14 protein-coding genes are annotated in these 22,268 nt (G+C 33.2%); 7 read left to right on the top strand and 7 right to left on the bottom strand.

Features of this window, described 5'->3' with window-relative positions; all coding sequences use genetic code 11:
- Positions 1–53 precede the first annotated feature (53 nt).
- Positions 54–2,018 (top strand): tetratricopeptide repeat-containing sensor histidine kinase, encoded by a 1,965-nt coding sequence (locus MPR_RS07535; protein ID WP_235280629.1) that lies wholly within the window; start codon positions 54–56, stop codon positions 2,016–2,018.
- A 205-nt stretch (positions 2,019–2,223) separates the two neighbouring features.
- Positions 2,224–4,212, top strand: a complete 1,989-nt coding sequence (locus tag MPR_RS07540) for a sensor histidine kinase (protein WP_235280634.1) — start codon at positions 2,224–2,226, stop codon at positions 4,210–4,212.
- Between the two features lie 54 nt (positions 4,213–4,266).
- On the opposite strand, the gene creD is transcribed toward MPR_RS07540, so the two are convergent.
- The 3 genes from creD to MPR_RS07555 are packed head-to-tail and all read right to left on the bottom strand — an operon-like array spanning position 4,267 to position 6,541.
- Entirely contained in the window at positions 4,267–5,553 is a 1,287-nt protein-coding gene (gene creD / locus MPR_RS07545) for a cell envelope integrity protein CreD (protein ID WP_041891007.1), read from the bottom strand.
- Between the two features lie 50 nt (positions 5,554–5,603).
- Entirely contained in the window at positions 5,604–5,903 is a 300-nt protein-coding gene (locus MPR_RS07550) for a winged helix-turn-helix domain-containing protein (RefSeq protein WP_041891009.1), read from the bottom strand.
- A 14-nt stretch (positions 5,904–5,917) separates the two neighbouring features.
- Entirely contained in the window at positions 5,918–6,541 is a 624-nt protein-coding gene (locus tag MPR_RS07555; RefSeq protein WP_041891012.1) for a hypothetical protein, read from the bottom strand.
- 517 nt (positions 6,542–7,058) lie between these two features.
- On the opposite strand from MPR_RS07555, the gene MPR_RS07560 reads away from it, so the two are divergent.
- Positions 7,059–7,826, top strand: coding sequence for a hypothetical protein (locus MPR_RS07560; protein ID WP_041891013.1), 768 nt, complete (start codon positions 7,059–7,061; stop codon positions 7,824–7,826).
- A gap of 138 nt (positions 7,827–7,964) precedes the next feature.
- The gene (locus MPR_RS07565) at positions 7,965–11,399 is read left to right on the top strand and encodes a methylmalonyl-CoA mutase family protein (protein ID WP_041891016.1); all 3,435 of its coding nucleotides are present in this window, start codon (positions 7,965–7,967) and stop codon (positions 11,397–11,399) included.
- 1,222 nt (positions 11,400–12,621) lie between these two features.
- Here MPR_RS07565 and pheT read toward each other — a convergent pair.
- The 3 genes from pheT to MPR_RS07580 all read right to left on the bottom strand — a co-directional run bounded on the left by pheT (position 12,622) and on the right by MPR_RS07580 (position 17,746).
- Positions 12,622–15,057: a phenylalanine--tRNA ligase subunit beta gene (pheT, locus tag MPR_RS07570; RefSeq protein ID WP_041891019.1), complete on the bottom strand. Its 2,436-nt coding sequence runs from the start codon at positions 15,055–15,057 to the stop codon at positions 12,622–12,624.
- 101 nt (positions 15,058–15,158) lie between these two features.
- Positions 15,159–15,572: a thiol-disulfide oxidoreductase DCC family protein gene (locus MPR_RS07575; protein WP_041891022.1), complete on the bottom strand. Its 414-nt coding sequence runs from the start codon at positions 15,570–15,572 to the stop codon at positions 15,159–15,161.
- On the bottom strand, positions 15,572–17,746 hold the full coding sequence (locus tag MPR_RS07580; RefSeq protein WP_025124189.1) for an endonuclease MutS2: 2,175 nt from the start codon (positions 17,744–17,746) through the stop codon (positions 15,572–15,574). Before MPR_RS07580 ends, MPR_RS07575 begins: the two co-directional genes overlap by 1 nt.
- A 443-nt stretch (positions 17,747–18,189) precedes the next feature.
- On the opposite strand from MPR_RS07580, the gene MPR_RS07585 reads away from it, so the two are divergent.
- The 3 genes from MPR_RS07585 (at position 18,190) to MPR_RS07595 (ending at position 20,606) form a co-directional block, all read left to right on the top strand.
- Complete coding sequence (locus tag MPR_RS07585) at positions 18,190–18,747, top strand: Crp/Fnr family transcriptional regulator (protein WP_041891026.1); 558 nt, start codon at positions 18,190–18,192, stop codon at positions 18,745–18,747.
- Between the two features lie 65 nt (positions 18,748–18,812).
- Positions 18,813–19,211 carry a DUF3995 domain-containing protein gene (locus MPR_RS07590; protein ID WP_036497081.1) on the top strand — a complete coding sequence of 133 codons (399 nt, stop codon included), beginning with the start codon at positions 18,813–18,815 and terminating at the stop codon, positions 19,209–19,211.
- Between the two features lie 129 nt (positions 19,212–19,340).
- Complete coding sequence (locus tag MPR_RS07595) at positions 19,341–20,606, top strand: acetyl-CoA hydrolase/transferase family protein (RefSeq protein ID WP_041895279.1); 1,266 nt, start codon at positions 19,341–19,343, stop codon at positions 20,604–20,606.
- 159 nt (positions 20,607–20,765) lie between these two features.
- Here MPR_RS07595 and MPR_RS07600 read toward each other — a convergent pair whose 3' ends face one another.
- Positions 20,766–22,214, bottom strand: a complete 1,449-nt coding sequence (locus MPR_RS07600) for a hypothetical protein (RefSeq protein WP_041891030.1) — start codon at positions 22,212–22,214, stop codon at positions 20,766–20,768.
- Between the last annotated feature and the right edge of the window lie 54 nt (positions 22,215–22,268).

Below are 22,268 nucleotides of genomic sequence, written 5' to 3' on the forward strand. Positions count from 1 at the left end.
ATATGTCTAAATCTCTTTATCTGATTTTTTCTTGTTGGATATTAGTGTTTTTTATGACTAACTGTGATGGTGTAAAGAAGAATGATCTATTACATAAGACTATAAAAGATTATCTAAATGTATATAATCCAAATGCTGTAGATTCGTTAATGTTAAAAAAAGCAGATTCTATAGGAAAACTTATTCTATTACTGCCTAATTCATCTAGCAATAGAGAATTAATAAGAGAATATATAGCTACGACTAAGGCTAATAAACAGTATTGTGATCAATTATACGATTATGCTGTAGAAGATAATGATAGTATAAATATAGCACAAGCTTATTTATTAACAGGACAACATTACTTGAGTACTCAATTATTTGATAGTGCTTATTATTACTTTAATAAAGCAGAAAAACTGTATTTAGAAAAAACTGACTCTTTAAACATAAGTTATATTTATTATATAAAAGCACATGTTTTGAATAAGAATGGAGTCTATTCTGATGCAGAAAAGCTGATTTTACAATCTATTAGTTATAATACTAAAGCAACATCTAGTAAAAGTAGGTATCAACAATATTTTACAATAGGTGATGTATTTAGCGGATTAGGAATGTATGATGATGCATTACACTTTTATGAACAAGCATTTAATCTACTTCTAGATAAGACTACTATATTAGAGGAGTCTGAAGCATATATTAACCTAAGTAAAACATATTTAGTAGATAATGTAGCTAAGGTGTACATAAAACAAAAAAGGTATCTTGAAGCTAAAAATCTATTGTTAGAAGGTATAGGTGAGTATATAAATTTTACAGATATCACTAGTGAAAGGTATTATGCATATTTAGCAATTAGCCTCGCTTTTGTAAAGTTAAAAACAAATGATTATAAAGGAGTAACTGCTTTAATAGACCATAGTGTTGATATTGGTAGAAAGAATAAGAATAGAGTAATTGTTCATAGAGCTGAATTAGTACTAGCAGAATATTATTTTTTAACTCAACAAAGTAAATTAGCTCTCCCCTTAATAGAGCGCGTGTTAGGAGAGGTACGTAATGTTGGGGATTTTGAGAGTCAGTTAAAAGCTCTAGAACTCTTAATATCTTATGATTTAGAAAGGTCTGATATCTTTTTTCTTGAACACCTTAGGATTAGTAAGATGTATAAAGGTGAAGAAGGTTTGGTTAAGAATAGTTTTATGAAAATAAAACAAGAAGCAGACTCTTTAAGTGAATTGAATAAAGCTTTATTAGAAAGAAATAAGTTATTAAGCATAATTTCTATTAGCTTGTTAGTTATTATAAGTATTGGCTTTTTTCTTTATCTGTATCATCTAAAAATCAGAAAAGTAGGATTGATTAAGATGTTTCAAAGGGATACTGAGCATTATTATAATTCAGTTATTAATGTTCAAAAGTATTTAACTTTAGCGAAGGATGGAGAACGTACCGTTATTGCGAAAGAATTAAATGATAAGGTTATTAATAGACTATTTGCGACTCGTTTTACTTTAGCGCAATTGCAGAAAGAGGAGATTAAGATTCATAAAGATATTTTGGTAAATGAAATTTTAGAAGTAGAGAGTTATATACGAAATGTATCTCATAGTCTTGTTAATGAAGATAGTGCTAAGGTACAAGATTTTAAGCAATTGATAATTGAACTGATTATAGTGCAGAATAGGCGGTCGGATATAGATTTTAGTATTGAGATAGATTCAAAATTAGATTTAGAAGCTCTTGATCATAGAAAACGGATTAATATTTATCGATCTATACAAGAGGTATTATTAAATGTAGTTTTGCATTCAAATGCAAGTAAGTGTGTAGTTTATATTAAATCAAAAACACCAGTAAGTTTTGAGATATCAATTATTGATAACGGAGAGGGGTTTGAAAGTCGATTAGTAAAAAAAGGTAATGGCTTGTCAAATGTTAAGAGAAGAATTGGAATTATAGAAGGAAAACTATTTATTATTAGTAAGAAACAGAAAGGTACAAAAGTGTTCTTTATAATTTTTTTCTAGAAAGTTATAGAACTTAAGAGATACGTCGTACTTTTTTTGAATATTTTATTATGTATTTGATAATTACTAGAGAATTAGATAGTTTTTATTTTTAGTTAATTAGCTATTAATTGTTATATATATTTGTTTGATTTTTTAATATATTTTGTTGCTTGTGTCTAAAGTAAACGTCTTGTACTGTGCTATCCTGTTTCTTTGTTTTTCAATGACGAATTGTAAACAGACTCAAACGTATAATGACGAGTCTGTTTTAAAGGATATAAATACATTTATCAAAAGTTATAATAGATTCAATCCTACTGATAAAGATAAAGCAGCTGCAGACTCTTTAGGTAGTGTTATACTAAATCTAAGAAATACTGAGCAGAGCAGAGATGTGCTAAGAAAATATATACTATTAACGAATGCAGATAAGAGGTATATAGAAGAGCTCTTTCAGAGATCTAGAAAAGAAGAGGATAAGAAGAATGAAGCTCATGCGTTTTTTTTACGAGGAAAAAGGTATGCTCAAAATTTTCAGATTGATAGTACTTATTATAACTATACTAAGGCTGAATTCTTATTTAAATCTATTCACGATTCTATAAACTTACAAGAGGTTTATTCTCATAAAGCAATCGTACTTTTAAATAATAAAATTTTTTCGGAAGGACAGTCTCAGATTCTTAAAGCGATGAGTATTAATAAAGAGCATAAAGATGCTCGTATTAAGTATTCTGAATCTGTTATCATGGCTAATGCTTTAGTAGGTTTAGAACACTTACCTGAGGCTTTAAAACAATTGAACTTGTCTTTAGAACTGCTAGAGAATCCTGAAATTACTCAGTTTTTTTTACCTGATGCAGTTCGTTTGAACAAAATTACGATTTACTATAATATAGCAGAGGTTTATATAAAGCAAAGCGAGTATAAAAAAGCCCAAGATTTAATCCATCATGTAATTGATGAATATATCAATGAAAGTACCATATATGATGAGATGATGTTAGCACATTTGTTATATAACTTAACTCAAGCTGATATTAAGAGTAAGGAGTATGATGATGTAGAAAAGAATCTTGTTAAAGCAATTGATATACAATTGAAGAATAAGAACCTCCAGGATTATAATTCGTATAAAATTCTTTTAGCAGAGTATTTTTATCTGATTAAAAAAGAAGAACAAGGAAATCAACTTGTAAACGAAGTATTAGAATATGCTCATCAAAACAATAATCTAGGATTAGAAAAAGAAACACTTACTGTTCTATTAAAGTACAAAAAAGAGCAATATAATGCCAATTTTGTGAGATACGAGGAGTTGAATAAACTGATACTTGATGAGAATAATGTGATCAAGAATACTTTTGCAAGACTTAGTTTTGAAGCAGATTCGTTAGAACGAGCAAATGCGCAATTACAGAATCAAAAAAGTATGATTACGATGGTAGCTAGTGCTTTATTAGTATTAGCTATAACTATCTTTTTTATCATTCTATTTAGACAAAAAGCAAAGGAAGTATCTTTAGTAAAATTGTTCCAAAAAGATACTGAAAAATATTATGATTCCATTATTAATGTAAACAGTGAGCTAGCAGAAGCACGTAATTTAGAACGTAAGGAAATAGCTAAAGAATTACACGATGGGGTTTTAAATAGACTATTTGTCACTAGATTTTTATTAATGCAAGTGAATAAAGAGTCTGTTGATGAGCATAGAGATTCTTTAATAAATGAAGTGAAACAAGTGGAACAGTATATCAGAGGGGTATCCCATGCTTTAGCTAATGATGAGGATTTCAAGGTAAATGAGTTTTCTAAATTGTTAGAAGACTTAGTTTCAATTCAAAACAGAAACGAATCAATTGTGTTTAGTTTAAGTTTGGATCAAGGAATCAACTTTAAATATTTAAACAACAACTATAAGGTACATATTTATAGGATAGTACAAGAATGTTTGCAAAATGTTCATAAACATGCTCAAGCTACTAGGTGTGATGTGGTTTTTGAGAATTATACTGATACAAGTTTTAAAGTGTCGATTATTGATAATGGAGTTGGGTTTGATGTTAATATTGTAAAAAAAGGAATAGGGTTTAATAATATTAAGGGAAGAGTTGAGTTTATGGAGAGTAAGATTAATATTTTAAGTGCAGAGGGCAAGGGAACAAGTATATCATTTGTTATTGATTTAAAAGAATCAGCAGAAGGTTAGAATAGAATCGTAATATAAATGAAAAAAGGACGCTAAAAAGCGTCCTTTTTTCATTTATTCTTCTTCTGTAGAGAAGGTTATTCTTTTAGAAAAATACATCAGTATGGCGATGATGGTGAATAGACCAATACTACCAACTATAAGAGCAGCTTCTTTGAGTTGCAATAAGAAAAATAAAAACGTGTATAAAGCAAATAATAATCCAAAGATAGTTGCTGCAATACGTTTGTTTTTACTCAGCCCATAGATAAATGATGTAATCAAAATTATAGTTGCCGATGCTGAAATAATATACGCTATACTAAAGCCTGTGTATTCTGCAAAAGATAAGAGTAAGACGAAGTTGATACATAGAGCTAATCCTACTAGCGTGTAGTGTAAGATGTTGATACTTAGGTTTTTTATATTCTCCATAAAAAAGAATGTAGCGAAGGTTAAACCTATAAATAGTAAAGCATATTTAGTAGCTCGGTTTACCTTACTATAAAAGTCATTGATTTGTATAAATTTCATTCCAAAACTATAATCTGTCAATTGAGGGATTGTATTTAGATCTGAACTGACAGGTATAGATTGAAAAATTGTCCATTTTGACTGCTCGTTTACGCTTTGTTTTTCATCGTTATCAGGTAGATAATTTCCAATATATTTGATATCCTTATAGTCAGAAGAGACATTGACATTAGTCTGTTTAGCAGTAGCTAGAAAGTTAATTTCTGTAGACCCCTTTAACTGAATAGGGAAATTAATATTACTCAGATCTATATCCTCTTTATTGATATCGTAACTTAAAAAAGCAATACGAGAATTGATTCTTAAAGATCTATCCTGCTCAAAGTATTGTTGTGGATTTTTATTGATAAGAATCTCTTGAGTGAAACCTTTACTGTCTGATACAGAGAAGACAATCTTTGCATTTGTAAATGCTTCCTTATCTGCTAGATTTAACTTAGACGCTAATTCATCTAGAGTAGGGAAGCTAGCTTTTACATTTAAGTTAGTGTTATAAAGTGCTACTTCATATAAGCTTCTTTTCTTAATTTGTGTTTTTATATCACCTGTAAAGTCTTGTTTGATTGGAGTTTGTAAATAACTATTTAATTGTTTCATTACTTTTCCATCTTCAGTAAGATGATTAGTATAGTATTCTACTAGGACAAAAGGCCCATATATGGTTTGTTTTTGTCCCCATTTAGAGGTTACTTCAGTTGTTACTTCACTCTGAAAATTTTCACGTTCAGAGATTAGACTACTGATAAAAGGTAGTGTGATAAGTAACATAAGAGATAATACACTGATTATAACTCCTTTGATCATTGGTTTGTAATTTTCTTTTTTCATATTCTTAAAGTTAAAAGTACTTTGTTTTTCAAAGTTAATGGGTAAAAAAATTATTTAAGCTTTTTAATTAAATTTTCTAAATAGGCTAGGTGTTGTTTAAAGGCAAACTTACCTTCTTCAGTTACAGTATAAGTAGTATTTGTTTTTCTACCAACAAATCCTTTTGTAACAGTTATATAATCATTTTCTTCTAGATTCTTTAAATGAGAGGCAAGGTTTCCATCTGTTAGGTCCAGATATTCTTTTAGATCTTTAAACGATAGAGAATCATTGACCATTAATCCACTCATAATACCGACACGGATACGATTGTCAAAGACTTTGTTTAATTTTTCTAAATCGAATTTCATATATCTGTTATAATTTATTTATCGTACTTATTCCATAAAATAATTCCGTAAAGCAAATGTACTAAACCGAACCCTATTGCCCATAGTAAAAGTGTGTAATCTAAGAAATAGAACGCTAGTAAACCTAGGACTATTTCTAGTGCAGCGATTGTTTTTACTTCTTTCACAGTGTCTTCTTGCACACTAAATAATGCTAACCCATAGAATAATAATGTAGTAGGTAAAGCAAGTTGTAGTAAATGATACTTATACAATATTAAGCATAGAATTCCTGCTATTATTAATGGAATAGAGAAGCGTACTAATAATCGCTTAGTAACTTGATTTAAAAATGATTTACCTTGTTTGCGTGTTTTGCGTATTGTAAAGTAAAACCCACCTACCACAGCAATGACAAAGGTAGCGATAGCTAGCACTAGTAGCATTTCTGCAGTATAAGCAGTTTGGTACGGATCTTCTAGTGTTAGATTTTCATAAGAGTACGTAGAACTTGTCTGCCAATAGTATAAAACACTTGCCGCAAGAAGTCCGCATAGACCTACCCATATACCACTCCAACCACTAAGGCTTAAAAACTTAGTAGAGCGCTCCATTATAGACTTGATTTGATTTAAATCTTCAATAGCTTTATTTGTCATAGTAAAAGTACTTTGAAATACAAAGTTAGTAAAATAATGATATGTGCAATAAAAAAGCGAATATTTATTTTAAAGGCTATAAATCTATACTAATACGTTCCATTATAATCTTAAGAGAGTATTTATAGTTAATTCAAAAATTATGTAGATATTATGTGAGTTTGCTTGTTTTGATAAGTAAATTAGGTGTAATAAATATCTTTAACTTAAAAAAACAAAGAAATTATTGAAAAGATAATTGTGAAAAAATAGGCAGTGGTCGCATAGTTATCGCATAGTGATGGCATACTGCTCGCATATTTTTGATGGTTTTTTATGCAACCACTATGCGATAGAAATGTAATCATTATACTATTATGGTAATATAAATACTTTTTAAAATCATTGATATCTATGTTTACTAGAAGTTGTTCTGTTTCTAGGTAGGCGTTTGAGCAGTATTTTATGTCAGTTTACGTTTAAATGAAAGAATCATAAAGAGTAAATTTGTTACTTGCAGTCAATTAAATAATGAATTATGACACAGATTACTTCCTATATTTTTTCCACAGCTAAAGCTTTGACAGAAGAGCAGAGTATAGACTACAATCATCAAGTAGATCAGTTTAATGTTTGGCCTGCTTATGTATTAGCTGATAACGTGAATCTAACATATTGGGATAGCATATATGAGCTGTTCGCTGATTATCAGTTTTATCTTTTAGAGGGAAATGTAGTTGTAGGTAATGGAAATTGTATTCCACTTCATCTTACCGCAGAAGAGTTAGCTGACTTACCTGAAGGAGGATGGGATTGGGCTTTAAAAAAAGCTGTTAAAGATCATGAGAAAGGATTAACCCCAAATACACTTTGCGCATTACAGATTGGACTCAATAAGAATTATCAAGGTAAAGGCATTAGTCATCAACTAATTCAATATATGAAAAGCATTGCTTTGTCTACAGAGATGAATGCTTTTATACTACCCATTAGACCTAATTTAAAGACAAACTTCCCTTTGATTTCAATGGATGATTATATCCAATGGGAGAATGAAGAAGGTTTGCCTTATGATGCATGGATACGTACACATATAAAAGGAGGAGCTCATATCGTGAAGATTTGTCAGCGTTCTATGGTTGTTGAAGGAAGTATCGCCGAGTGGGAAGAGTGGACTAATATGAAGTTCAGAAGCTCTGGTCAATACATCTTACCTGTATTGCTTAATCCTATTCAGATAGATTTAGCAATGGATAAAGGCGAATATATCGAACCTAATGTATGGATGCGATATGAATTAGATTAGCTCTGTATCATTGTATAACGGGGTATAGGGGAGAATTATGTGTTGTTGATTTAAGGATAAGTAACTCAAATCTTTTGAGGGGAGTAGTGAAATTAGCGAATATTTATTATATTGGCATTCTACAAAAACTAAAAAATTATGCAACAAAATACACCCTATACGCCTACTAACAAGGTGCGTATAGTTACTGCGGCGGCTTTATTTGATGGCCATGATGCGGCGATTAATATTATGCGTCGTATTATCCAATCAACAGGATGTGAGGTTATTCACTTAGGACATGATAAGAGCGTTGAAGAGGTAGTGAATACAGCTATCCAAGAAGATGCTAATGCGATTGCAATGACTTCATATCAAGGAGGTCATAACGAGTATTTTAAATATATGTACGACCTGCTACAAGAAAAAGGAGCAGGACATATCCGAATCGTTGGAGGAGGAGGAGGAGTAATTCTTCCTAGTGAGATAAAAGAGTTAATGGATTATGGTATCACACGCTTATATTCTCCAGATGATGGACGTGCGATGGGATTACAAGGGATGATTAACGATATGGTAGGGAAGGCTGACTACCCTACAATGGACTTACAATTACCAGAAGGAAAAGATGTTTATCAATCTCTAGCAGATAAAGATGTTACTACGATAGCTCGTTTAATTTCGTTAGCTGAAAATAGAGAAGAAGATTTCTTTAAAGTATTCCAATACGACGAAAAGAAACATAAGAATACACCTATATTAGGTATTACAGGAACGGGTGGAGCAGGTAAGTCATCTATGGTAGATGAGTTAGTTCGTCGTTTCTTGATTGACTTCCCTGAAAAAACAGTTGCACTAGTATCTGTTGACCCTTCTAAGCGTAAGACAGGAGGAGCTTTATTAGGAGACCGTATTCGTATGAACTCGATTAATAATCCTCGTGTATTTATGCGTTCTCTGGCTACTCGTCAGTCTAACTTAGCGTTATCTCGTTATGTTGAAGAAACACTTCAAGTACTTCAGGTTGCCAATTATGACTTAATTATTCTTGAAACTTCGGGGATTGGTCAGTCAGATACAGAGATTTTAGACCACTCAGATGCCTCTTTATACATTATGACTCCAGAGTTTGGAGCGGCTACTCAGTTAGAGAAAATTGATATGCTTGACTTCGCCGATATCGTTGCAATCAATAAATTTGATAAGCGTGGAGCATTAGATGCAATTAGAGATGTAAAGAAACAATACCAACGCAACCATAACTTATGGGATGTAAACCCAGACGAAATGCCTGTATTTGGTACAATTGCTTCTCAGTTTAACGATCCAGGTACCAATGCTTTATATAAAGCAATTATGGATAAAGTGGTAGAGAAAACGGGAGCAGACTTAACGTCTAGTTTCGAAATCACTAAGGAGATGAGTGAGAAGGTATTTGTAATACCTCCTAACCGTACACGTTACTTATCTGAGATAGCGGAGAACAACCGTAAATATGATGAGACGGTATTAACTCAAAAAGAGGTAGCTCAGAAGCTATACGGTATTTTCAAAACAATAGAAACAGTAGCTGGTAAATTGCCAGAAATAGATAAGTCAGGAATCGTAGAAGAAACAATAACTTCTAAAGATGCTGATACACAATTGTTCATCAACCTTCTATTAAAGGAATTTGACAAGGTGAAGATGAACTTAGATCCTTATAACTGGGAAGTGATTCTGACATGGGATCAGAAGGTGAACAAGTATAAAAACCCTGTGTACTCATTCAAAGTACGTGATAAGGAAATCAAGATTGCGACGCATTCAGAGAGTTTATCACATTTACAGATTCCTAAGATTGCACTGCCTAAGTATGAAGCTTGGGGAGATATCTTACGCTGGTCATTACAAGAGAATGTACCAGGAGAATTTCCGTTTACCTCAGGACTTTATCCGTTTAAGCGTGAAGGAGAAGATCCTACACGTATGTTTGCGGGAGAAGGAGGACCAGAGCGTACTAATAGACGTTTTCACTATGTGTCATTAGGTATGCCTGCTAAGCGTCTATCTACTGCATTTGACTCAGTAACGCTTTATGGTAATGATCCAGGACATCGCCCTGATATTTATGGTAAGATTGGTAATGCAGGGGTTTCTATCTGTTGTTTAGATGATGCGAAAAAGTTGTATTCAGGGTTTAACCTTGCACATGCTTTGACATCAGTATCGATGACTATTAACGGGCCAGCGCCAATGTTATTAGGATTCTTTATGAATGCTGCTATTGATCAACAGTGTGAAATCTATATCAAAGACAATGACTTAGTGGCTGAAGTTGAAGCAAAGATTGAAGCTATTTATAAAGCAAAAGGTGTAGAGAGACCTCGTTATAATGGTGAATTACCAGAGGGGAACGACGGTCTAGGATTGATGCTTTTAGGAGTAACAGGAGATCAAGTGTTGCCAAAAGAGGTGTACGCTGAGATTAAAAAGAATACTTTATCACAAGTTCGTGGTACAGTACAAGCTGATATTTTAAAAGAAGATCAAGCTCAGAATACGTGTATCTTCTCTACGGAGTTTGCACTTCGTTTAATGGGAGATGTACAAGAGTACTTCATTGAGAAGAATGTGCGTAACTTCTATTCTGTGTCTATCTCAGGATACCACATTGCAGAAGCTGGAGCTAACCCTATTACACAGTTGGCATTTACATTAGCGAATGGATTTACTTATGTAGAGTACTACTTAAGTAGAGGAATGGATATTAATGACTTCGGACCAAACTTATCGTTCTTCTTTTCGAATGGTATCGATCCTGAGTACGCAGTAATTGGTCGTGTAGCGCGTCGTATTTGGGCAAAAGCATTGAAGAATAAGTATGGTGCTAATGAACGTGCACAGATGCTTAAATATCATATTCAGACTTCAGGGCGTTCATTACACGCACAAGAGATTGACTTTAATGATATCCGTACTACACTTCAAGCGTTGTATGCTATCTATGATAACTGTAATTCACTTCACACTAACGCGTATGACGAGGCTATTACGACTCCTACGGAAGAATCTGTGCGTAGAGCTATGGCAATACAGTTAATCATAAATAAAGAGCTAGGATTGGCTAAAAATGAGAATCCAATACAAGGGTCATTTATTATTGAAGAATTAACGGATTTAGTAGAGGCTGCTGTCTTAGCAGAATTTGATAGAATTACAGAAAGAGGAGGGGTGTTAGGAGCAATGGAGACCATGTACCAACGTTCTAAGATTCAAGAAGAGTCATTGTATTATGAAACATTAAAACACAATGGTACGTTCCCTATTATTGGAGTGAATACTTTCTTGAGTTCTAAAGGATCTCCAACAGTAGTTCCTGCTGAAGTTATTCGTGCAACAGAAGAGGAGAAACTATTCCAAATCAAGACAAAAGAGAATTTGAATAAGGCTAATGAAGCTTTAGTAAAAGAAGAATTAGAGCGTATTCAAGAGGTAGCTATTCAAAATGGCAATATATTCGAAGCGCTAATGGATGCTTCTAAAGTCTGTTCGTTAGGTCAGATTACTTCAGCATTGTTTGAAGTAGGAGGGCAGTACAGACGTAATATGTAAGATTAATTTCTCGCTTATTTATATAAAGCCTGTGGACTGAGTGTTCACAGGCTTTTTTTTGGTTTTCGGTGACTAGTACAGACGCAGTACTTTGCGTGTCACACAAGTTAAGAACACATCTAAAAAGATGTATTATGTGAAACGGAAGATATTCTGTCTCTACCTTATGTAGATTGTATTTTGACCTACTACTGTATTGCTTACAATGGAGTGATATGACATATATTATGTGATACGGAAGATATTCCGTCTCTACCTTATGTAGGTTGTAGTTTGACCTAGTGTTATATTACTTACAATGGAGTGATACGACATATATTATGTGACACGGAAGATATTCCGTCTCTACCTTATGTAGATTGTATTTTGACCTACTACTGTATTGCTTACAATGGAGTGATATGACATATATTATGTGATACGGAAGATATTCCGTCTCTACCTTATGTAGGTTGTAGTTTGACCTAGTGTTATATTGCTTACAATGGAGTGATATGACATATATTATGTGATACGGAAGATATTCCGTCTCTACCTTATGTAGGTTGTAGTTTGACCTAGTGCTATATTACTTACAATGGAGTAATTCGACATATATTATGTGACACGGGAGATATTCTGTCTCTACCTTATATAGATTGTATTTTGTCCTACTACTGTAGTGCTTACAATGGAGTGATATGACATATATTATGTGATACGGAAGATATTCCGTCTCTACCTTATGTAGGTTGTAGTTTGACCTAGTGTTATATTACTTACAATGGAGTGATACGACATATATTATGTGACACGGAAGATATTCCGTCTCTACCTTATGTAGGTTGTAGTTTGACCTAGTGTTATATTACTTACAATGGAGTGATACGACATATATTATGTGACACGGGATATATTCCGACTCTACCTTATGTAGATTGTATTTTGACCTACTACTGTATTGCTTACAATGGAGTGATATGACATATATTATGTGATACGGAAGATATTCCGTCTCTACCTTATGTAGGTTGTAGTTTGACCTAGTGCTATATTACTTACAATGGAGTAATACGACATATATTATGTGACACGGGAGATATTCCGTCTCTACCTTATGTAGATTGTGGAAATATGATGTGGGTACATGTTGCAAAATATGCAGAATCTAGGATGCACAAAAAAACGCCCTGCTAAAGATCCTAGCAGGGCGTTTTTAAATATATACTATAAACGATTAGTATTATCTCAATTGAGCTTGTAAAACATTTTCTAATTGGTATTTTACTTTACCCATGATTTTGTCTACTTGACTATCAGTAAGTGTTTTTGTAACATCTTCCATGATAATAGAGATAGCGTATGATTTCTTACCATCTTCGATTTTCTCTCCTTGGTAAACGTCAAATAGAGTTACGTCTTTGATGACTGCTTTATCTACTTGTTTTACTAGGTTATAGATCTCTTCGAAAGTTACTGCTTCGTTGATTAATAAAGCATAATCACGTTTAACTGAAGGGAATTTATTGATTTCAGCAATTTTGATTTTAGCAGAAACAACTTTTAATACATTATCCCAGTTAAATTCAGCGTAACAAACCTCTTGTTTGATATCAAAGTGTTTTGTTACTGATTTCTTCAGAATACCGAACTCTACGATTAATTCTTTTCCTATATAGTAAGCAATACCTTCTGAGAATAAATCTGATTCTACAGGTTGAGTACTTATCTTATTTAAGCCTAAACGAGTGATAATACCATTGATGTATCCTTTGAAGTCAAAGAAGCTAATTGGTTTTTGCTCAGAGTTCCAGCTTGCTTTAGTGATATTACCTGTAGCAAATACTGAAAAACGTTTGTACTCTTCAAAGTTGTTAAGCATCTTGTGGTATGTTTTACCAAACTCGAAGAATTTTAAATCAACACGTTTTCTATTTACGTTGTAAGAGATAGACTCTAATCCACCGAATAATAGTGACTGTCTCATTACTGATAAGTCATGACTTAGTGGGTTAAGGATATCTACTTGGTAATTAGATTTAATATTTTCGCTTAACTCTGTGTAATCAGGAGTTGTTAATGAGTTATTCATAATCTCATTAAACCCTTGTGCTACCAACTGCTGAGCCACAATATTTGTTACTCTATGATCTTCCGTTCTAGAACTATTAGCAATAGTTGCATTTAATTTAGAAGAGAAAGTAATGTTGTTAAATCCATATACTCTCAAGATTTCTTCTATAACGTCGATCTCTCTAGTTACATCAGCACGATAAGCAGGAACAGTAATACCTATACCTACATCAGACATACTGTGAACTTTAATATCTAATGATACTAAGATTTTCTTGATTGTTTCTTTAGAAATTTCTTCTCCTAATAATCTATTGATATTATTGAAGTTTAAGAATACAGAATGTTCTTCTACTTTCTTAGGGTATAAGTCGATAATATCAGAAGTGATTTCTCCACCAGCTACTTGTTGGATTAATAAAGCGGCATGTTTAAGAGCATATTCAGTAATAGCAGGGTCAACACCTCTCTCAAAACGGAAAGATGAATCTGTATTAAGACCATGTCTTTTTGCTGCTTTTCTTACCGTTACTGGATTAAAGTAAGCACTTTCTAAGAAAATATTTGATGTGCTTTCAGAAACAGCAGATTTGCTACCTCCGAATACACCTGCCATACACATTGGTCCATTCTCATCACAGATCATTAAGTCATCTTCGTGAAGAGTTCTTTCTACTCCGTCTAGAGTTACGAACTTAGTACCTGCAGCAACAGTTTTTACGATTACTTTACCACCTTTTATTTTAGCAGCATCAAAAGCATGTAATGGTTGTCCTAAATCATGTAAAACGTAATTGGTAACGTCTACGATATTGTTTTTAGGAGTAATACCGATTGCTTTCAATCTATTTTGTAACCAGTCTGGAGAAGGTTTTACTTCTATACCAGAGATTGTCACACCACAGTAACGAGGTGCTTTTTTATAGTCTTCAACACTAACATCAATCTTAAGTGTTCTTCTTTCAACTTTAAATTTGCTAACAGAAGGAGTGATTAATTCTTTGTGTTGAGTTTCTTCTTTAGAATTTTGCAGTAGACCAGCTCTTAAGTCACGTGCTACTCCCCAGTGGCTCATAGCATCAGAGCGGTTAGGAGTAAGACCGATTTCAAAAACTTCGTCTGTAGCGATATTAAATAAAGTAGCAGCTGGTGTTCCAGGCTCCCATTTATCTTCTAAAACTAAAATACCGCTTCCATCTGTACCTAAACCAAGTTCTACTTCAGAACAAATCATACCAAAGCTTTCTTCTCCACGAATCTTGCCTTTTTTGATTTGGAATGCATTTCCTTCTGCATCGAACAATTCTGTACCAATAGTAGCAACCGGTACTTTTTGCCCTGCAGCAACGTTCGGCGCACCACATACGATTTGTACTGGCTCACCTGTTCCTAAATCAACTTTTGTTACGTTTAATTTGTCTGCATTTGGATGTTTTGTACAAGATAATACGTGTCCAACAACAACTCCTCTTAGACCACCTTTAAGACTCTCATATGTAGTGATTCCTTCTACCTCAAGACCTAAGTCTGTTAAGATTTCTGAAGTTTCTTCTGGTGTTATGTCTAATTTAATGAATTGTTTTAACCAATTGTATGAAATATGCATTCGAGAATATTTTTTTATAAGTACGCAAATATACGCATTGCCAAAGTTTAAGTAAAATTATTTGTGATGAAAAAATCACAAATTAGCGTTAAGTGAAGAAATTATAGAAATTTCTGTTTAATATCCTCACTTGGTATCATACAGCTTTCTTTTTTTCCATACCATTTGTATCTATTTTTAGCGATATATTCATATAAAGCATCTGTGATACCTGTTGGTAAGAATGAGAATATGCCGATTAGGGAGTACTTTCCTCCTAGAGCAGAAGCAATCTCAAAGGCAGCTTTTGATTTGATAAAATAGGCTACACCTGGTTCATATAGAACGATGCTGTCTATCTTAGTACGATCAATACCGATATAGTTTAGAATCTCTTTCCCTTTTTCTGAATCTAAGGCTACGAATCTAAACTGATCTTGTTGATCTGCTTTAATAACCTTATTGACGGTGCTGTCGCATAAATTGCAAACACCGTCAAATAAGATAATTTTTTTATTGCGAGGTATATCTAACATTATTTTTTGCGTTCTACCATTTCTAGTTGATCAAGGCTTACTTTAGATGTAAAGATACCATAATTAACTGTTGCTTTATTTTTTTCGATTACATCGATTGTTCCCACTGAACGACCATCTATCATACGAACGCGATCTCCCACTTTAAGAGGGAAGTTGGTTTTCTTCTGTGCATCTTGTAGTTGCTTTTTCGCCTTTTCTTCTTTCTTCTCTTTGCGAATCACTTCTACTTTTTGCTCCACTTCCTTAATTAGCTCTTTTTGTTGAGCTTCTTTTTCTTTCTTCTCTTTTATGGTAACCTTCTTACGTTTAGAATTTTCAATCTCTACTACTTTTAGAACTTCTCCAAAAAGAGTTTTCTTACTTTTATTATTAAAGTATTTTTCAGACAAATCATCTAAGCGTTGACCTAGAGCTACTAAACGTTGATTAGAATCAAATAATTCCTGATAACGCTCTAGTTTCTCTTGAATTTTAGCATTGATGGTCTCCATTTTCTTACTCTCATCCCTTGCCTTAGTCTCTTCCTCTTTTAAGTTCTGAGAAGTACGTTCTAGTTTATGTCTTTCTTTCTGTAGATTAGCGATAGTCTTGTCAAATCTAACTTTATCTCCTTCTACTTTTTTCTTGGCTCTATTAATTAGGCTAAACGGAATACCATTTTTCTGTGCAACTTCGAAGGTAAACGAACTACCTGCTTGTCCAACGTTTAGTTTATACATTGGTTCTAATGATTTCTCATCAAATAGCATATTGGCATTCGTTGCATTCGGTAACTCATCTGCTAGTATTTTTAGATTCGTATAGTGAGTTGTAATAATACCATAAGCCTCTCTATCATAGAACTCCTCTAAGAACACTTCTGCTAATGCACCTCCTAGTTCTGGATCAGATCCTGTACCAAACTCATCTATTAAGAATAGCGTATTATCGTTACATTTCTTTAAGAAGTAGTTCATATTCTTAAGTCTATAACTATAAGTACTTAGGTGATTCTCTATAGACTGATTATCTCCAATATCTGTTAGTATTCTATCGAATAAGAATGTTTTACTTCTTTCGTGTACCGGAATAAGTAATCCAGACTGTAACATCAGTTGTAATAGCCCCACTGTTTTTAGCGTGATACTCTTACCACCAGCATTTGGTCCAGAGATAACGATTATTCTACTGTTTTGCTCTAGATTAATTGTTTGTGGATAGGTAGGTTTATTCTTCGCTCTATTGTTTAACAATAAAATAGGGTGATAAGCCTCTCTAAAGTACATTTCTCTTTCTTTGCTAATCTCAGGTAGTAGACCGTTAATTTTATTGGCATATTTTGCTTTTCCAGCAGTAACGTCGATATAGGTTAAGAAACTCTGATACTCTAAAAGTAGATCTCTAAAAGGGCGAATAGCATCTGTTAGGTTTTTTAGAATACGTACGATTTCTTCGCGTTCTTCATACTCTAGGTTGTTTAACTCTCTAGAGAATCTCAAAGTAGCTTCAGGTTCGATATAGACAATACTTCCCGTTTTAGACGTTCCTAATACACTTCCTTTTACTTTACGTCTATGCATAGCAATTACTGCTAGTACACGTCTGTTTTCTACCACCGTTTCTCTGATATCGTCTAGATACCCAGAACTGTTGTATTGTGTAAGTGCTGCGCCGAAACTTTGGTTTATTTTACCACGAACTATATTGATGTTTTTGCGGATATTCAATAAATCTAACGAAGCATTGTCTTTGATCTCACCATATTTATCCAGGACATTATCTATTTCTTTAAGAATAGATTTTTCTAAAGGCGTTTGTTCTGCCTCATGGTATAAATTAGGATAGTACTCCTCGAATTTTTTTAAATAAGAGATTAGGGTAATTGTGGTGTCTGTTAGGGTTTGTATCTTTTTAAAGCTACTTACTTCTAAGAAACTATTTTCAATTCCTAAAAACTTTAATTCGTAGTCTATACTGTCAAAGTAGTGATTCGGGATAATGTTATTATTGGTAAATGAAGAAACGTATTCTGAAGTCTGCTTTAATGCTCTCATCGTTCCTGCTTCTGTTTTAAGCGGGCATATCTCCATAGCAGCTTCTTTACCAGCCTCTGTAGTACAAAGGGCTGATACTGTTTCTAATACCGTGTTGAATTCTAAATCTTGTAATGTTTTTTTGTTTATTGATGTCATTTTATTAAAATGAGAATATGTACAAAAATAACATTATTTGAGTGAATTAAAGATTTTTAATTCATTACAGACACAATTTTATACGAATGGTGTAGTAATAGGTGCTAAAATAAATTATAATTCTGTAGGCTATTATAGAGCAGTTAGAATTGTAATTTGATATAAACTGCTTTGCACTGAGTCCGTACTGTGTCCGTTATGAGTCCGTAGTGAGTCCGTTATTTGAGGCGAATTAACGGAGTTGCTACGAAAGCACTATTCATTTATGAAGTATTCATTAGAAGTAAGGTGGTAGATAAAGGACTTGAAGAGTAAAGCTGTTTATCATTTTTGGGAATAGAATAATATAGCCGTTTTTAACAGATTAAAACAGGGTATATTCTTGTTTTGATTTATAGAAGGATATTTTACATTTGATAAGTCATTAATACACGTAGAAGAAAATGCAAAGTAACCATTTTGTCGATAGATTATTAGAGGATTTACAGGATAGTATAATTTATAGAACGCTAACAAAAGGGGAAGAAATTCTTCAATTGGGGGAAATTTGTGATTATGTAGGGATTGTTCGTAAAGGATGCTTGAGGATGTATTATATAGATGCAGAAGGTGATGATGTATCTTTTGCATTTTATCTGTCTAATCATATATTTACTAACTATGAAGGTGTGCTGACTAATGCACCATCCCAATTAACCATTGTAGCTACAGAGGAGACAGAAGTAGAGCTAATCCGTAAGTCAGATCTCTTTGCGTATTATGAAACATCTATAGAGGCACAATTACTAGGTAGAAGAATGGCAGAGTTGATTTTCTTAGAAGCAAAGAAAAGAATAGACTTTCTCTTGTTCTTAAACCCAGAACAACGTTATTTACAGTTGATAGAGAGTACTCCTGAGGTGTTTAAATGTATTCCACAAAAGTATATTGCAAGCTATATAGGGGTGAAACCTCAGTCTCTGTCTCGAATACGAAAAAGATTAAACGAAAAAGGATATTAACTTAAGTGAATGTTTTAGAGAAAAGGAAGGATGAACTTTGTGGTCATAATATTTAATAGATGACAATGAGTTTAGAAGTAATGATTAAGATAGTGAATACCCTTATTTTCTCATTTCTATCAGCCGTACATATTTATTGGGCACTGGGTGGAACATGGGGTGTAGTAGGAGTACTTCCTACAAAAGATGGTGAGAGAAAATTAAATCCTTCACCTATAGGTACTTTAGTAGTGGCGAGTGGCTTAGCTGTGTTTGCAGGAATTAGTCTAGGTGATGTATCAGCTTATAAATGGGTTTATTTGGTTATGGGAATTCTATTTGGATTGAGAGCGATAGGAGATTTTAATTATGTAGGGGTATTTAAAAAAGTGAAAAATAGTGTATTTGCTAAAAAAGATACGACGATATTCATTCCTCTTTGTTTTTATTTGTCACTTAGTAATATATTTTTATATATGTCCTAAAAATCAGTGAATACAAGTGTTAACTGATATAAATCAGTTGATTTCTGATTTAAAAATACGTATTTTGGAAATGTTTTCTAAATAGAAGAAACACCTTAGATGTTTAATTATTTTCAAGCATTTTTTAATATGAAATATGTATCAGCTTCAGAAGCCGCTAAAGTCGTAAAATCAGGAGACCGAATTTATGTACATGCCGCTGCTGCAACTCCTAATATATTAACCAAAGCAATTAGTGATAGAGCGGAAGAACTGCGTAATGTAGAGTTTTGTCATATTCATACAGAAGGGGCAGCTCCTTATGCTGATCCTGCTTTGTCAGAGAGCTTTCATGTGAACTCTTTCTTTATTGGTAAGAACGTTCGTCATACTATTGCCGCTGGTAATGGTTCTTATACTCCTGTTTTTCTTAGCGAAGTACCTAATCTGTTTCGCAAAGGAGCTTTAAAAGTAGATGTAGTTCTTATACAGGTATCACCACCAGATGAACACGGTTTTTGTTCATTAGGTACATCAGTAGAAGCTACTGTTGCCGCTATGGAGTGTGCAAAAGTAGTAATCGCTCAAGTAAATAAATATATGCCACGTACTTTCGGAGATAGTGTATTGCACATATCTAAGATAGATATGGCGGTAGAACATCATACTGCTATCTATGCACAGAAACAAGCCGTTATTACAGATACAGAAGCGCTAATAGGAGATCATGTGGCTGCTCTGATAGAAGACGAGAGTACATTACAGATGGGGATAGGTTCTATTCCTAATGCAGTATTGTCTAGACTTACTAATCACAAGAATTTAGGATTGCACACAGAGATGTTTTCTGATGGTGTAATTGATTTAATAGAGAGTGGTGTAATTGACTGTTCTAAGAAAACAATAGCTAAAGGAAGGGCTCTAGCAACTTTCTTAATTGGATCAGAACGTTTATATAAATTTGTGGATAACAACCCGTTTATCGTAATGAAGGAGTCTAATTATGTAAACGATACGGCTATTATTCGTCAGAACCCAAAAGTAGTAGCGATTAACTCCGCATTAGAAGTAGATGTGACAGGGCAGATTTGTGCTGATTCTCTAGGGGTACATATGTATTCTGGAGTAGGAGGACAGATGGATTTTGTGAGAGGAGCTTCTTTGAGTAAAGGTGGAAAGGCAATTATAGCCTTGTCATCTACTAGTAATAAAGGGCATAATCGTATCGTACCTTTCTTAAAACAAGGAGCGGGAGTGGTGACTACTCGTGCCCATGCACAGTATATCGTTACAGAATATGGAGTAGCAGACTTGTATGGCAAGACGTTGAAACAACGTGTAGATGCAATGGTGGAGATTGCTCACCCTAATTTCAGAGAAGAAATTCTCAAAACTTATCACGACAGTATCAAATAGTTTTTATAATTGATTACAAAAGAAAACCAGCGTCATAATTGGTTTTCTGACCTAGAGCGTTATCGCTATTAAGGGTATTTCCTATAGTTAACAATTATTTGATTTGTGAGAATAAATAGGAATGAAAAAGCCATTACAAGTGTAATGGCTTTTTTATATTTATTTTCTTTTATATCCGAATAATTCTTTTTCTTGGATGATTTTAGAAATACCTTCTGGTAATTTTTCTTCCCATCCATTTTGATTTTGTTGTAGCAACTTCAGTACATCTCTTGAGAAGATAGATAAATGATCTTTTTCATAATCTTCAATATCGATGATTTGGTTGTTCTTTTTGAAGAATTTATACAACTCTTTAATATGTAAGTCTACTTTTAGATTAGTAGAGTCTACTATTTGTTCTTCGTTACCTATCATAGGGTATAGGTAGATCTTCATTGTGTTTCTAAATAGCTTTCCTAAACCTTCTAATATACCTCCTGTTAGATGAGTGTAGTATTTCTCTTCAAAAATATTTAATAAGCTACTAACTCCCATTGCTAATGCAATCTTCTGATCAGTATATTTAGAGAAGTATTCTGTAAGTTTATAATATTCTTGGAAATTAGAGATCATTACAGTTTGTCCAAGAGAACATAATAAGTCTGCTCTATCTAAGAAGTCTATTTCGTCTAATGAACCTTCTGCTAAAAGGTTAGACAAGGTAATTTCAAAAACAACTTTAGTGTTTTCTTTAGCTAAGTTGTTTTGTGTCATGAATTTATCTAAAGACTTCTGATACATATCCATATTAACGATAGTAACAGGTCTAAAGCTACCTCTAAGTGCTAGTATGTTTTGTTTGTATAAAATGTTAGCTGCTAGTTCACTACGTCCACTAGGGCTGAACATTACAGCGTCAGTCATTCCATTTTTAACTAACTGTAAGCTCATTAATCGATTGTCTACTGTCTCAAAGATAGGACCAGAGAAGTTAATACTATCGATTTCGATTTGATCTTTATCTAAGTGATCATAAAGACTGTGAATTAGTTTTTTAGCGTCATGGTGTTGGTAGAATGCACCATAAATTAGATTCACACCTAAGATACCTAATGTCTCTTGTTGTAGTTTAGAATCTGTTTCTTTGAACTGTATGTGTAGTACTATCTTGTTATACGCTTGGTTAGAAGCTGTCTGAAACATAATACCTACCCATCCATGTCCTTTGTTTTTCTTAGCGTAGTCAATTGTTGCTACTGTATTGGCATAACTAAAGAAAGTCTTGTTAGGATTCTCTTCGCGTATTAATCTTTCTTCAATCTTTCTTGTCTCATAATCAAGCATTTTGATTAGGCGACTTTCTGTAACATAACGTCCATCTTCTTCAACAGAATAGATAGCGTCACTAAATACTTTATCATAAGCAGACATCGCTTTGGCTACTGTTCTAGAAGAACCACCAGCTCTAAAGAAGTGACGGACTGTCTCTTGTCCTGCACCGATTTCTGCAAATGTTCCGTAAATGTCGTTGTTAAGGTTGATTTTTAGTGCTTTATCTGAAATGGCAGGGTGATGTTCTATTACTCTATCCCCATTTAGTACTAAATCTTCAGCAAAGTTTTTCATGAATTAGCTATTTTAAACAAACCTAACAAATATCGTACAACAAAAAAAGATAAA

The organism is Myroides profundi, assembly GCF_000833025.1.
GTDB classification, from domain to species: Bacteria; Bacteroidota; Bacteroidia; order Flavobacteriales; family Flavobacteriaceae; genus Flavobacterium; species Flavobacterium profundi_A.